The following is a 14,648-nucleotide window of genomic DNA, read 5'->3' on the forward strand; positions in this document are numbered from 1 at the left end:
CTGAGGTATCCCCACAAATAATATAACGATATCAGTGAGATAAGAAAGATAGGAACATTCATGGTGTTTAGTGATCAGATCAATCGCCAAAAATCACCGAGACCAAACTGCCATGAATGCCCTATCTATTGTGAACAATGTCGTATCGCTTGTCAGCTATAAAATGCATAAAGCTCGTCAGGATGCACTAACGGCGTGCGTGAAAAGCCTTCTTGATGGGAGCGCAGCAACCGTAACCAGCATAGGTCGAGGTATTAGCAATAAAGCCTTTGAGAAGCATCGGATTAAACGTGCCGACCGCTTGCTTTCAAACCCGCATCTATTAAGTGAAACACCGTTTGTCTATGCATCTATATGCCAACTATTTTGTGGCAGTACATCACGCCCTGTTATCTCAATCGACTGGTCAGATTTAGACGACCGTAAAGCACATTTTCTTTTACGCGCGGCAATATCTTTAAAAGGTAGACCCGTCACACTTTATCAAGAAGTTCACTGCAACAAGACCAAAGAGAAACCAGCTACGCACAAGGCATTCTTAAAAACTTTGCACGCCATATTACCTTCACACTGTCGGCCCATTATCGTCACCGACGCAGGGTATAAATCACCTTGGTTCAGGGAAGTATCAGCGTTAGGCTGGGATATTGTCGGGCGTATTCGTAAGCCACACTTTTACTCGCTTGATAGAGGAAATTCGTGGCAGTGTATTCGTCACCTTTATGCTCAAGCGACAGGACGACCAAAGCGCTTTGATAACAGCGAAATAGCTAGAGGTAACCCCTTTGCCTGTACGTTAGTTCTGTTCAAGCAGAAAACGAAAGGACGCCACGCTTCAAATCCAGACGGTACACGCAAAGCCTCAAAGCGGTCGAAAGTCCATGCGCAAGGCGCGAAAGACCCGTGGCTGTTGGCGACATCACTAGCATCTCATCGACGCTTATCGAAACAGGTCGTGGCTATTTATCGCCAGCGCATGCAGATTGAAGAAGGCTTTAGGGACATGAAAAGTACCAAGTTCGGGCTTGGCTATGAGCAAAATAAAAGCGTGAAAAAGCAGCGTCTAACAATCCTGGTATTGCTCACTACGTTAGCGTCACTCGTGGCTATACTACTGGGTATGGTGGTCGTCTCTTCGAATAAACATCGGCGCTTCCAGGCCAATACCGAAACCAGAAGCGTGCTGTCATTCCACTATCTCGGCCTGAGAGCTGTTGCTTGCCGAATAAGATTCACTATGCGACAGTGGAAAGCTGCACTCACATGGTACAGCTCCATAGTCGACGGGGCCTGGGCCGCAGGCACATGAAATTAAATTCGTGGGGATCCCTCAGGGTCAGAGTACATTCCTACTCTGACCCCACTACTTAAATCGCGTCGATTTGACTCTCGGGCTTAGCCAATTCAAATTCACTCAACTCGTTACAGTTTTTTGCTATTTTGCTGATCAGCGGATAGCGACTCATATCTACATTAAACCGCTGCGCATTGTAAACTTGCGGTACTAAACAAATATCAGCAAGCGTCACATCAAAATCAAAGCAATACTTACCAGCTTGGGTTTGAAGTCGTTTTTCAATTCCGTCAAAACCCAGTGTTATCCAATGGGCCGCCCATCTTTCAACATCCTCTTGTGTTGCGTCAAAGTTTCCTTTTAAAGCGTTTAATACGCGAAGGTTTCCTATTGGCTGAATGTCACAGGCTATATCTTGCGCCAGCGCCCTCACCCTTGCTCTTTCTGTGCGGTGCTCTGGAATAAGTTGATAATCGCTTTCATATCTTTCATCAAGATATTCAATGATCGATAGAGACTGATTCAGAATGATATCTTCATCTTCGTCGACGAAGGTAGGTACCAAGTGTGCGGGATTAAGACGGCTGTATTCGCTGCTATGCTGCTCGCCGCCGTTATTTACAAGATGTATCGGCACGTACTCATACTCGACGCCTTTTAAGTTAAGCGCAATGCGAACTCGATAAGACGCAGTTGAGCGCCAGTAGCCGTAAAGTTTAATACTCATGAAATAACAACACCTGTCATTGATTACACGTTAATTACAATGCTTTAGACAATGTTACGTTTGCCTGATAAACGACTCCATTGCCTAAGCATGATTTGTCAAATCGCCGAGAAATAGCGATAGACCAGCAGTATTGAAAAAAGCCTTTTGAAAACTGCCCCAGCTAAAAATTTCGACTTGCTAATGCTGAGGTAGTTTCCACGTGTAAAACTAATTAAGCGGTTTTACCTGCTGTTCGATAGCACCAAAAACCGAGTTCCCATCTTTATCCAGCATTTCTATACGAATGCGATCGCCAAATTGCATGAACGGTGTAGATGGCTTTCCGTCTCTGATTGTTTCAATCATGCGTACTTCAGCTATGCAGGAATATCCCACACCGCCTTCAGCAATCGCTGAGCCATGGTCAGTGCCTTGTTTATTCGACACGGTACCTGAACCAATTATAGCTCCCGCACCTAAATTCCTACTCTTGGCTGCATGAGCTACAAGTTGACCAAAATCAAAAGTCATATCTTGCCCAGCTTCAGGCTTTCCAAACAATTCACCGTTATAGGTGGAACGTAAAGGCAAATGTACTTTGCTCTCCTTCCATGCATCGCCTAGTTCATCTGGTGTTACAGCAACAGGTGAAAAGCTCGATGCGGGTTTAGACTGAAAGAAACCAAAACCTTTTGCTAATTCGCCAGGAATCAACCCTCTAAGCGACACGTCATTGACTAACATAATTAGTCGAATTTGTTCTGAAGCCTGCTCAGGTGTGCAAGCCATCGGCACGTCGTCAGTAACCACTGCAACTTCACCTTCAAAGTCAATTCCCCAATCATCGCTAGGTAAAATAATGTCGTCTTTTGGTCCAATAAAATCATCTGAACCACCCTGATACATTAAAGGGTCAGTCCAGAAGCTTTCGGGCATTTCTGCATTACGCGCCTTTCTTACTAGCTCTACGTGGTTAACATACGCGCTTCCGTCTGCCCACTGATAGGCTCTTGGCAGCGGTGACTCACAGCGAGATTCATCAAACGGTACGCTGTCACAGCTATTGTCGTTGAGTGCTTGATACTTCATCTGTAGCTGAGGCGCTATTTCCTTCCAATTATCCAAAGCATCTTGCATTGTCATTGCAATATCTTGCGCGCTGCACGCTCGAGAAAGATCCTTCGATACCACCATAAGGCAGCCGTCTCGTGTTTCATTTTTATAGGTGGCTAGTTTCATTAAAATTCCCTCGAAGATTGTCGTTCAATTGGCTTTTGCGTTTTATTAAAGCGGCTTACTCGATTGAAAGGTATACACTATTCAAAAGGGCCAACGAGCAACTAAATTTACATAGGTATAGTTATGCCATTAGTTGACACACATTGAGAAGCATTCACTGTACGAAGTTTTATTTAGCTGTAATAAAGGGTGTACGCTGTAAGTTCGCGTAATACTCTTGCAGCCATATTGGGCAGGCGTCGAGCAGGATGTAAATTTTTCGTAACAGGAATACGAGGCGTTCGTGAGGGGCTGCTAGCAAGAGGCAGGCGCGCTTTTTTTAGTGTGCTATTTAAACACTAGAAAAAGCGCGGCGCGTCGTCTGCAAAAATTTATAACTTTACCGTTGCTTTGTTTATGCCGTACTCACGCAGTTTATTGGCAATAGCTGTATGACTAAGCCCAAGTTTTTTAGCCAACTGACGTGTGCTTGGATAGGAAGGATAAAGACGTTTTAACAAGTCCTTCTCAAATTTTTTCACTTCTTCGTCTAACGTACCTTCAAAGTTTTCATCAATGTAGGTAACACTCGGTGCGCAACTTGGAAGCTGGATATCTTCTTTTGTAATTTCTTTTCCGTCCAGCAGTGACAAAGCACGATACAAGGCGTTCTGTAACTGCCTTACGTTGCCAGGCCACGGATACTGCTGAAGAAAATCAACGCATGACTTGCTCAGCTTTGCTGGGCGTCGCCCTAATTTAGTGCTGTGCTGAACGATAAAAGACTCAGCTAATGGCACAATGTCTTGCCTGCGGTCTTTTAAAGACGGCATAACCAGACTGAGCACGTTTAGGCGATAGTACAGCTCTTTTCTAAATCGTCCCTCTTCTACAAGTTGACCAAGATCGCGACATGTCGTGCAGATAAATCGAACGTCTACTTTTACTGGCTCTGAGTCTCCCACTCTTCTGAATTCACCATCTTCTAAAACCCGAAGTAACTTAGCTTGCAGCTGAGAAGACATGTCGGCTATTTCATCCAGTAAAAGTGTGCCGCCTTTGGCCTGCTCTAACAGCCCTATTTTTGCATTCGGTTGATTGAAGGCACCTGCGGCATAACCAAAGAGCTCGGTCTCAGCCACACTATCTGGTAACGAAGCGCAATTTAACGCTAAAAATGCCCCTTCACTGCGACGGCTAGACTGATGGCAGGCTCGGGCTATCATTTCTTTTCCCGTACCGGTTTCCCCAAATATGAGTACCGGAGCGTCTAAGTCAGCAATTTGCTTCGCTTCATGAACCACGCGCTTCATTAACGGTGACTGAGCAACGAAACGATCGAAACTATCTGTTGGCGACTGGTGAAACGCAGTGAACTGTTGTCCTAATCGCATTTCAGATTTCAAAATGACCACCGCACCTGCCATTATCATGTTTTGGTCGCCATCAGGTACGGTAATAGGAAGCATATCGGCAAGATAATCTTGCTGAATGAATTTTACTTTTGAAGATTGCGGCCCAGGCGATTTGCCGTCCATCCATTTAGTAAAGTTAAACCCCTTCACTACCTCGCCTATCTCAGTGCCCTCAATTTCACTATATGGAATTTCAAGTCCTGCACATACGGCTTCATTGCAAAGTAAAATGTTACCTTTAGCATCGATTGAAAAAACAGGATCTGGCAAGGTGCGTAAAATAGCAGATAGCTGATTCTTTTCTCGCTCTCCTGGCATGAAAAGCGTGGTCTTAACATCATCAATTCCATCTATTCGACGAATTTGAGGCATGAGGTGTTGAAAATCGGCAAACTCAATGTTGGGAAAATTTAGGAAAATTTTTCCCGCCGGATCGATTTCTATACCGCGCAAATCAATTTCTTTATTAACGAGAATATCTAATACATCTTGAGTGATCCCAAGACGGTCCTGACAACTTATTTCTAGACGCATAGGGTGCTAAGGCTACTTTGTAAACATATATGTACAGAGTATCATACTTTTACAAAAAGATAACAAGAGAAATGTTACAGAAGTTTAAATTTTAAGGAAGTCAGGTGCTAAAGCTTCTAAAGGCAAGTAAATTAGGGTCACTAAGCATCAGAAACAAAGATGCCGCTGTTCTGACGCGGCATCCTATACAAAACACATTTTTTTAACAATAGTGCTAGCTTGCTTTTTGTTCTTTCGGAGGGAAAAGCGGGGAAAATAACCCGAGAGACTTTGCTTTTTCTACAAGAGCCATAATATCCATTTCGGCAAGTTCAAAAAGATAATCAAACTCAGGCAATACGTAATAAAGCGGTTGCATAATATCAATGCGATATGGAGTGCGAAGCGCGTCGATTGCGCTAAGCGGGTTGCGCAGAGGCGTATCGCTGTCTAACGCATAAATTGTCTCACCAGGGGAGGATAATATGCCGCCGCCATATATCTTCAATTCATCTCTAGCTCTCACTAAACCGAACTCTACGGTGAACCAGTAAAGACGCGCCAGGTATACTCTGTCTTCTTTGCTCGCAGCAAGACCTAATTTTCCGTAGGTGTGTGTGAAGTGCGCGAACGCAGGGTTCGTTAACAACGGGCAATGGCCAAATACCTCGTGAAAGATGTCCGGCTCCTGAAGATAGTCAAACTCTTCTCTCGTGCGAATAAATGTTGCTACAGGAAACTGTTTGTTAGCCAGCAACCTAAAGAATTCCCCGAAATTAATCAACGCTGGAACTTCAGCGGTTTGCCAACCTGTTTGCTCCATCAATACTTTATTGATATCCGGTAGTTGAGGAATTGCTTTTTCGTCGAGTTTCAGTAAATCAAGCCCGTCTAGATACTGCTGGCATGCTCTTTCTTTTACTAGTGGTATTTGTCTGGCATAAAGTTCGGACCAGATTTGATTCTCTTCATCTGACCAATGAATGATGCCGTTGTCATCCGATTGTCTCGACTGATATTGCGTAGCTTTTGGCATAACTTCTTTAACCAATAAGTGTTGTGTAACTTGTCTATCAGTGTAATGAAATTCCGGACAGCGAAAAGCAGCCTGCCTAATGTGGCTTATGATTTAGCTGTAACAAGAGTTTTACAATGCAGATTGAAGGTATTGTTTTATATACTAAAAAGCCGCTTCAAAGAAGCGGCTTAAATACGTTTAGCTTGCGAGATTTAAGACAAAGTTAAAGGCGACTTATCTCTTTGTTGAGCTGATATTCTCGAGAGGTCACGTACGTTTCCATTTTACGAAGACGCACTTCAGCTTTTTCAAAACGATTGCGTATGTCATGAAACGCTTGTTTTGGAGGCTCTCCAGCCTGCCACACTTTGGTCTTTACCTCTACCTTGGCACTTTTTACCTGACCGGCGTTTGGGTTTGTCCAACCTTTCCCTTTTGAGAATACTGGAGCTGCCGCGTTGCTTTGCAATCCCGCTGGTTTTTTATCGAGAATAAACCATGCGGCGATATAGGCGACAAATATGAAAGGTCCGGCTAGTAGAAAGAATCCGGTAACAACTAAAATCCTTACTAACCACGTTTCTAAACCAAAATATTCGGCAACACCTGAACACACCCCAGCTATTCGCGCATTCTCTGGATTACGATAGAGCTGTTTACCGTTTCTCATGCTCTATTCCTCCACTCAGGCGCCTCGCTGTCTAGAATTGCCTCTAGCGTCTCGATGCGTTCACTCATCTTTTCAGCTTTTTCAGCTAGGTCCTGTAAAGCGGCGTGCTCTTCTACACTTAGTCCTTGATTAACTTGTTTTTTACTACGGTAGTGCAAAATAAGCCAAATCGGAGCAACAAATATTGAGAACACCACAAGGGGCATGACCAACACTGCTATTGTACCTTCATCCATCTCAATCTCTCCTACAAACTCTGATGTACTTACCCTCCAGTAAATTGAACACCAGGAGGGCCCACCCTATTCTTTTTATTCTGATTTTTCAGTGCTTTTATTTGCACCTTTTACTTTCGCTTTAAGTGCGGCAAGTTCGTCTTCTACTTTGTCGCTAGCTTCTAGCTCAGCGAACTCATCCTGCAATGTCTTTTTCCCTAAATCGTAGGCTTCGACTTGCGACTCAAGGTCATCAATTTTGCGCTCGTATTGTTCGAAACGCCCCATTGCATTATCTACTTTAGTGCTATCTAGCGTCTTTTTCACCTCAAGACGAGAACTCGCCGTCTTCTGGCGCATAATAATCGTTTTTTGACGACTCTTCGCATCGGCCAGCTTTTCTTGAAGTTGACCAATTTCGTCCTGAAGCTTGCTTATTTGTTCATCGACAATTGCCAACTCTTTGCTCAATACCTCGGCAGCTTCAGCGGACTTTTTCTTTTCTTGCAGTGCAGCACGCGCTAGGTCATCCCGATCCTTACTTAACGCTAGTTCAGCTTTCGCTTCCCAGTCGCTTGCGTCGCTTTCGTACTTTGAAATCTGATTGACGATTTCTTTCTTATTGGCCAATGTCTTCGCAGATGCTGAGCGAACCTCAACCAATGTGTCTTCCATTTCCTGAATGATTAATCTAACCATTTTCTCAGGATCTTCCGCCTTGTCTAAAAGCGCATTAATATTTGAATTCACAATATCTGTAAAACGCGAGAAGATACCCATAATAATTACCTCTTGCTAAAAATAGTCAGTGTTAAAAACACCACTCGTGATAAATAGATTTCTCTTGGTATTGATAGTATTCAATATACTTGCCAACTTTACTCTCGCGCTAACCTTCTATTTTAAATAGATTTTTTTATATTCAAATAATACTCGTTTATCAATAAATTTTGCTCTACACTACTAATTGGTCGAAATGACTAACTTTTGAGGGATTTAATGAGTAGGTATCGACAACAAGATAATTTGCTTGGCCAAGCGAATAGTTTTTTAGAAGTTCTAGAGCAAATTTCACAAATTGCACCACTCGATAAACCGGTACTCGTTATTGGCGAAAGAGGAACGGGTAAAGAGCTCATTGCAGCGCGTTTGCATTTTCTATCCAAGCGCTGGGATCAGAACTACATCAAACTCAATTGTGCGGCGCTAAACGAAAGCCTGCTCGAAAGTGAGCTTTTCGGCTATGAAGCGGGCGCGTTTACTGGTGCTGCAAAACGCCGTGAAGGTCGCTTTGAGGTAGCCCACAACGGCACACTCTTTTTAGATGAGTTAGCAAATACATCTGGGCTTATTCAAGAAAAACTTCTCCGCGTGGTTGAATACGGTGAGTTTGAACGCGTAGGTGGCAGTAAATCAGTAAAAACTGATGTCCGCCTTATTGCAGCCACTAACGAAGATTTGCCCGCGCTTGCTGAAGCAGGGGAGTTTCGCGCTGATCTTCTCGACAGACTTGCCTTCGACGTGATTACTATTCCCCCTCTTCGCGAACGTCGCGAAGATATCATGATGTTGGCTGAAAATTTCGCTATCAATATGGCACGTGAAATGGAGATGGAGTTATTTAGCGGTTTTACGGAAAAAGCAAAACGAACGCTTCTAGAATACGACTGGCCAGGTAATATCCGAGAACTTAAAAACGTGGTCGAACGAGCAGTATATAGGACCAATAACCCTCATTTACCTGTGCATGAAATTATTTTGGATCCTTTTGAATCTGCATTTCGCCCTAAAGGTCGAGTAAAGACCAATGACAGAGTGAAAAGCGCTGAAATGCCCCAGCACGATACCCAAACCGACACACCTATAGCAAATGCTGTTGTTGAAAAAGCTGATGTTTCTCCTTTAGCACCCAATAATCAGCAAGAAATCGTCGAATATCCCATAGATTTGAAAGAACGCTCTCAACAATATGAGATAGATATGATAAAACAGGCTCTTGCAGACAGTCAGTTTAATCAAAAGAAAACGGCTGAGAAATTGAGCCTGACATACCATCAGCTCCGAGGCTATCTCAAGAAATATAACTTACTAGATTCTTCCGCTGAAAAAGTCGAGGCGTAAAGCATGTCCTATGGTTTGGTGAAGCGTTTGTCATTATATTTGTGTACGGCGCTTGTCGTTGCATCCTGCGCTAAACAGAATAAACAAGCGTTCTACAATACGGGAATTATTTACTGCTCGGAAAGCAATCCAGTTACATTCAACCCTCAATTAGATACCTCAAGCACAACATCCGATGCCTCGTCCCATCAACTCTACGACCGTCTGCTTGACTTTGACCCAGAGACTGGACGGATAGTGCCAAGTTTAGCGAGCAGTTGGCTAGTCACTAACGACGGTCTGACTTACGCATTTCAACTAAGAAAAGACGTGTGGTTTCACAGCACTGATTACTTTACGCCGACAAGAAATTTTAACGCTGATGACGTTCTTTTTAGTATAGACAGGTGGAGACTCACATCTCATCCCTATCACTATATATCAGGCGGGCGCTATCCGTATTTTGAAAGCATTGGCCTTGCACAAAACATTGAGTCAGTGGAGCGCGTAAATGGCTACCGGGTAGAAATTACGCTTAAGCGCCGCGACAGCTCTTTTCTGGCTAATCTAGCCACTGATTTTGCGGTGATCCTTTCAGAAGAATATGCCAGCCAGCTCTCGCAAGCCGGTAGCCCAAGCAAAATTGATGAACTGCCTGTTGGAACAGGCCCATTTAAGTTTGAAAGCTATCGAAAAGATCACTTTATAAAGTATCGTCGCCACGAAGATTATTGGCGTTTGTCTTTATCCTCTGAGGACAGTGAAAACGCGTCTGAACAAACTAATTCTGAAATTAGCAAAGAACCTGAGATTGCCTCGCCCCCCGCATCTTCTAGCTTTCAGTCAAATGGGGGCGAATACTCGGCCGTAGAACAGCTTATTTTTGATATTACGCCTCGAAGCTCACTTCGACTAGCCAAGTTAATGACCGGTGAGTGTGATGCCACCGCCTTTCCAGCGCAAACCGAACTTGAAGTTATTCGTGCAAAGGAAGACCTGATTCTGGCAGAGAAACCGGGGTTGAATATCGGGTTTTGGGCATTTAATACTCAACGTCCTCCATTTAACAACCCAGATGTAAGGCGTGCGCTGGCAGCGGCTATCGATAAAAACACCTTGTTAGAGGCCGTGTACTTTGACAGTGCTATTCGGGCAAAAACTTTGTTACCTGCGGCCAGTTGGGCATTTCAAAATGATGCTGACGACACCGCCTACAACCCTGTATTAGCCCGCAAACTGCTTGCTGACGCAGGAATAGAACCCGGCTTTTCAATGACTATCTGGGCCATGCCGGTAGAGCGCGCATATAATCCTAATGCAACAAAAATGGCTGAACTGATCCAGCGATATCTAAGAGATGTGGGCGTTGAAGCGACGATTGTAAGTTACGACTGGGCTACGTTTAGGCGACACTTACGAGAAGGGTTACACGACTCTGTGCTAATAGGTTGGTCTGCAGACAACGGTGACCCGGATAACTTCTACCGCCCATTATTGAGCTGCGGCGCTATTCCTTCTGGCACTAACAGAGCCATGTGGTGTAACCCAGATTATGATAAATTAATTAACGATGCCCTTAAGACTGATGATATTGAAGCGCGCAAAGCCATTTATCGACAAGTAAACCGACTACTGTATGAACGTTTACCGCTGGTACCCATCGCCCATGCTTATCGTTATCAGGCGTATAGAAGCGAACTGGAGGGGTTAACTATAAATCCCTTTGGCGGCGTGCGCTTTGGTGGAGTAGAAAAAACACTGTGACCCAGATTCTCGTTAGATATTGCACGCTATTTATATTAACGCTTCTTGTATTAGCGATTATTTCGTTTTCTTTGGCCTACCTGTTTCCAGGCGACGTTTTAGAAAATCTGACAGGCTTGGTACCGCAAAATGAAATTCAACGCGCCGCGTTAGAAAAGCAGTTTAAGTTAGACCAATCCTACGTACATCAGTTCTTTTACTATGTAAGCAATTTGCTAACAGGTGACTGGGGTTATAGTTTTACTTCAGGCCTCCCGCTAAGAGATGAGGTCGGAATAGCGATGCCAGCCACAATAGAGTTGGCAACATACGCGATGCTAATGGCACTATTTATCGGGATACCTATGGGGTATTACGCAGGAATTCGTTGTTACTCAACTTCAGATTATTTAATCAACAGCGCCAGTATTACGATTTATTCGTTCCCGGTTTTTTGGTTTGCGCTACTGCTCATCCTTGTATTCAGCTTACAGATGGACGTGGCTCCATTATCTGGCCGTATCAGCCTGCTGTATAACATTGAGCCTGTTTCTGGCTTTATTCTTCTCGATATATTATTTGCAGATATCGAAAACAAATCCTTGGCATTAAAAGATGCGCTTTCACACTTGGCATTACCCACCTTTGCTATTGGCGCAATTGCTACAGCGTCTATGGCTAGAATAACAAGGCGTTCTGTTATCGATGTGAGGCATCGTCCTTATATTGCTGCAGCAATTTCTAGAGGACTTTCAAGCTGGCAAATATTCTTTCGCCACATTTTGCGCAACGCCTTACTGCCAATTTTGCCGTTGATGGCGATTCAGATTACCACCCTCATAACAAATGCTATGATCGTGGAAACCTTATTTTCGTGGCCCGGTATTGGTAACTGGCTAATTCAAGCCATTTATCAGCGTGACTACCCTGCCCTACGGATAGGAATGATGGCGGTTTCTACCCTTGTCATAACATTAACCATTCTCGTCGATTTGTTTAACCGAGTCATTGACCCTAGCAGAGAGAAATACGAACGTGCCGCAGTTTAGTCTATACGACGAAGAGTTCCATCCGTCGCCGTGGCAGCGAACATGGGCATCATTTAGAGCTAGCCACATTTCAATGCTCGGCCTAATAATGCTTGCGCTTTTCGTTGTATTTGCGCTGTTTGCCCCTGTGATCACGCCCTATGATGCGCTAGAGCAAAACATTGATGGTCTTCTGATACCGCCTAGCTGGATGGCAAATGGATCCATTTCTTACCTGTTTGGTACCGACGCGCTTGGGCGTGACCTATTTACGCGGATAATATATGGCTGTCGTGTAACGCTAGGTTCGGCATTTATCACCGTCGTTCTTGCTATGTTAATGGGCGTTAGTTTGGGCGCATTTGCCGGCATGCTGCGGGGCGTTCGCTCTAGCGTAGCCAACCACCTTTTAGATGCGTTAATGGCTATTCCAACACTGCTTATTGCTATTATCATAGTAGCGATTTTAGGTACTGGCTTGGTCAATAGCATGTGGGCGATTACGCTGGCGTTGATCCCTCAGTTTGTTCATCACACACGCAGCTTCGTACGCGCTGAAATGAAGAAGGAATACATCATAGCGTCAAAACTGGATGGCGCGAGCAAATGGCAGCTTTTTGTACATTCTATTTTACCCAATATGACTGAAATGCTCGTTGTACAGGGTACGCTTGCCCTTTCCATTGCGGTTATCGACATCTCAGCATTAGGGTTTCTTAACTTAGGCGCCCAATCCCCCCTGCCCGAATTAGGCGTAATTCTAGCCGATGGTTTAGATGTTACTTATTTGGCTCCTTGGAATGTCGCCGTTCCGGGCATGGCAATATTTTTCATGGTCTTATCAATCAACATTGTGGGCGATGGTTTGCGTTCTGCACTGAGAAAAAGAGTGAGTCATTAATATGCCGATGCTTGATATTAAAAATCTCACGCTAGAAATGCAGAGTAGCGAAGGCACGATTAAAGCCTTAGATAAAGTGAATTTATCTGTAAGTACTGGGGAGATTCGTGCATTAGTCGGTGAATCGGGCTCAGGCAAAAGCCTTATTGTGTCAGCAATTTGTGGTGCCCTTCCCAATCAATGGCATTTAACCGCCGATAGGATGAGCTGGAATGGTGAGAACCTTTTAGGCATGTCTTCACAACAGCGTCGTGAAGTAATGCGCCGTGAAATCGCGGTAGTATTTCAAAACCCTCAGGCAAGTTTGGACCCGTCAGCCACGCTAGGCGAGCAGTTAGAAGAAAGCATTCCCGATGAGTTTGTAGAGGGCAGTTGGTTTTGGCAGCGAGCACAGCATCGTAAAAAAATTGCTATTAGCACCGTTCACAAAGTAGGGATTAAACACCACAAACACTACTTAAGTGCTTTCCCGCATCAAATACCCGCGGATATAGGTCAGAAGTTCATGATTGCCATGGCGTTAGTATCTCAGCCTAAATTGCTGATTGCCGACGATCCTACCCGCGGTATGGAGCCGACAACCAAAACTCAAATTTTGAAGCTTTTTACTCGCTTGAACCAAACCCGTTCGTTGTCGATATTGTTTGTTAGTCATGACTTGTTAGCCATTGCCAGTATGTCTCACTCAATGACGGTGCTTTATGCGGGCCAAACCGTCGAGTCGGGTAAAATGAAACACATTAAAAAACGCCCGCTTCATCCCTACACTAAAGCGTTACTCGACAGTGCTCCGAGTTTCAGGAAAGACTTACCGCCAAAATCCCTTTTGCCTACGTTGAGCGGCTCTATTCCTACACTTCAGCATTTACCTATTGGCTGTAGATTGGGTCCTCGCTGCCCTCGCGCACAAAGAGCATGCGTGCAAACACCTGCCGTACGAAAGATTCATGATCACAGTTATAGCTGCCACTACCCGTTACATATGGAGAAGCTGTGATGGATATTATGGAGGTAAGAAACCTCACTTTTATTCACAACGAGAAAAAGCGCTGGTTAAAGCGCCCAGAAGTGTTTCAACTCGGTCCGGTAAACTTGAGTGTAAAGCGTGGAGAAACAATCGCTATTATCGGTGAAAACCGTTCTGGAAAATCTTTGCTTGCAAAACTTTTGGTTGGCGCCTTACCCGCTGATGCTGGTGAAATTGAAATTAACACACACAAGTATTTAGCGAAGTATCAGTCGAAAGACAATAAGCAAAAACGCACTCACGATATTCGAATGATCTTGCAGCATAGCAGTGAATCCATGAACCCCGCTGTGCCTGTAGGCAAAATTTTAGATGAACCGTTGCGACTAAATACTGGTCTGTCTGAAGCTGAACGAAAACCAATCATAGAAGACATGTTGGTGAAAGTGGGTCTACTAAGAGAGCACTACTATTTTTACCGCCACATGCTGTCCGATGGACAACAGCAAAGGGTTGCCCTCGCTAGAGCTATTGTATTAAAGCCCAAGGTGCTAGTGGCCGATGAACCCTTTGCTGCGCTTGACCCTTCAATACGCTCTCAAACGGTAAATTTGATTTTGCAGCTACAACAAGAACTCGGTTTAGCGTTCGTATTTATAAGCCATAACCTTGGTATTGTGAGGCATATCGCCGATAAGATCATTGTAATGGAGAACGGTGAAATTGTAGAAGAAGGCAAAACAGAAACTATTTTCAGATGGCCGCAGCACATTCGCACCAAGAAACTAGTTACGGCTTATCAGTCTCTCGTTCCTCAACAAACCATTAGATAAGCCTAAAGATAGCAGAAAGGGGCT

General features: G+C 44.3%; 14 protein-coding genes. 7 read left to right on the forward strand and 7 right to left on the reverse strand.

Features of this window, described 5'->3' with window-relative positions:
- Nucleotides 1-70 precede the first annotated feature (70 nt).
- Nucleotides 71-1,309, forward strand: coding sequence for an IS4 family transposase (locus tag C6Y39_RS04620; RefSeq protein ID WP_240618812.1), 1,239 nt, complete (start codon nucleotides 71-73; stop codon nucleotides 1,307-1,309).
- A 58-nt stretch (nucleotides 1,310-1,367) separates the two neighbouring features.
- Here C6Y39_RS04620 and maiA read toward each other — a convergent pair whose 3' ends face one another.
- The 7 genes from maiA to pspA form a co-directional block, all read right to left on the reverse strand.
- A complete protein-coding gene (gene maiA, locus C6Y39_RS04625) occupies nucleotides 1,368-2,021 on the reverse strand; it encodes a maleylacetoacetate isomerase (protein WP_105930152.1) in 654 nt (217 codons plus the stop codon).
- A 210-nt stretch (nucleotides 2,022-2,231) separates the two neighbouring features.
- Nucleotides 2,232-3,242, reverse strand: a complete 1,011-nt coding sequence (locus tag C6Y39_RS04630) for a fumarylacetoacetate hydrolase family protein (protein WP_105930153.1) — start codon at nucleotides 3,240-3,242, stop codon at nucleotides 2,232-2,234.
- A 371-nt stretch (nucleotides 3,243-3,613) separates the two neighbouring features.
- Nucleotides 3,614-5,170 carry a transcriptional regulator TyrR gene (gene tyrR, locus C6Y39_RS04635; RefSeq protein WP_105930154.1) on the reverse strand — a complete coding sequence of 519 codons (1,557 nt, stop codon included), beginning with the start codon at nucleotides 5,168-5,170 and terminating at the stop codon, nucleotides 3,614-3,616.
- 214 nt (nucleotides 5,171-5,384) lie between these two features.
- Nucleotides 5,385-6,185, reverse strand: a complete 801-nt coding sequence (gene phhA, locus C6Y39_RS04640; protein ID WP_105930155.1) for a phenylalanine 4-monooxygenase — start codon at nucleotides 6,183-6,185, stop codon at nucleotides 5,385-5,387.
- Nucleotides 6,186-6,390: 205 nt separating this feature from the next.
- Nucleotides 6,391-6,837: an envelope stress response membrane protein PspC gene (pspC, locus tag C6Y39_RS04645; protein WP_105930156.1), complete on the reverse strand. Its 447-nt coding sequence runs from the start codon at nucleotides 6,835-6,837 to the stop codon at nucleotides 6,391-6,393.
- The gene (gene pspB, locus C6Y39_RS04650; protein WP_105930157.1) at nucleotides 6,834-7,073 is read right to left on the reverse strand and encodes an envelope stress response membrane protein PspB; all 240 of its coding nucleotides are present in this window, start codon (nucleotides 7,071-7,073) and stop codon (nucleotides 6,834-6,836) included. Before pspB ends, pspC begins: the two co-directional genes overlap by 4 nt.
- A 75-nt stretch (nucleotides 7,074-7,148) precedes the next feature.
- A complete protein-coding gene (gene pspA, locus C6Y39_RS04655; RefSeq protein WP_105930158.1) occupies nucleotides 7,149-7,832 on the reverse strand; it encodes a phage shock protein PspA in 684 nt (227 codons plus the stop codon).
- Between the two features lie 219 nt (nucleotides 7,833-8,051).
- Here pspA and pspF point away from each other — a divergent pair, with 219 nt between their 5' ends.
- From pspF to C6Y39_RS04685, 6 genes are read left to right on the forward strand one after another with little or no spacing between them, the layout of a single operon-like run.
- The gene (gene pspF / locus C6Y39_RS04660; RefSeq protein WP_105930159.1) at nucleotides 8,052-9,173 is read left to right on the forward strand and encodes a phage shock protein operon transcriptional activator; all 1,122 of its coding nucleotides are present in this window, start codon (nucleotides 8,052-8,054) and stop codon (nucleotides 9,171-9,173) included.
- A 3-nt stretch (nucleotides 9,174-9,176) separates the two neighbouring features.
- Nucleotides 9,177-10,916, forward strand: coding sequence for an ABC transporter substrate-binding protein (locus C6Y39_RS04665; protein WP_105930160.1), 1,740 nt, complete (start codon nucleotides 9,177-9,179; stop codon nucleotides 10,914-10,916).
- The gene (locus C6Y39_RS04670) at nucleotides 10,913-11,944 is read left to right on the forward strand and encodes an ABC transporter permease (RefSeq protein ID WP_167390622.1); all 1,032 of its coding nucleotides are present in this window, start codon (nucleotides 10,913-10,915) and stop codon (nucleotides 11,942-11,944) included. The genes C6Y39_RS04665 and C6Y39_RS04670 overlap by 4 nt, the downstream gene beginning before the upstream one ends.
- The gene (locus C6Y39_RS04675) at nucleotides 11,931-12,824 is read left to right on the forward strand and encodes an ABC transporter permease subunit (protein WP_105930161.1); all 894 of its coding nucleotides are present in this window, start codon (nucleotides 11,931-11,933) and stop codon (nucleotides 12,822-12,824) included. The genes C6Y39_RS04670 and C6Y39_RS04675 overlap by 14 nt, the downstream gene beginning before the upstream one ends.
- 1 nt (nucleotide 12,825) lies before the next feature.
- On the forward strand, nucleotides 12,826-13,821 hold the full coding sequence (locus tag C6Y39_RS04680) for a peptide ABC transporter ATP-binding protein (protein WP_105930162.1): 996 nt from the start codon (nucleotides 12,826-12,828) through the stop codon (nucleotides 13,819-13,821).
- A complete protein-coding gene (locus C6Y39_RS04685; protein WP_105930163.1) occupies nucleotides 13,821-14,624 on the forward strand; it encodes an ATP-binding cassette domain-containing protein in 804 nt (267 codons plus the stop codon). Before C6Y39_RS04680 ends, C6Y39_RS04685 begins: the two co-directional genes overlap by 1 nt.
- The last annotated feature ends 24 nt before the right edge of the window (nucleotides 14,625-14,648 follow it).

The sequence above is a fragment of the Alteromonas gracilis genome (genome assembly GCF_002993325.1).
Lineage (GTDB): Bacteria > Pseudomonadota > Gammaproteobacteria > Enterobacterales > Alteromonadaceae > Alteromonas > Alteromonas gracilis.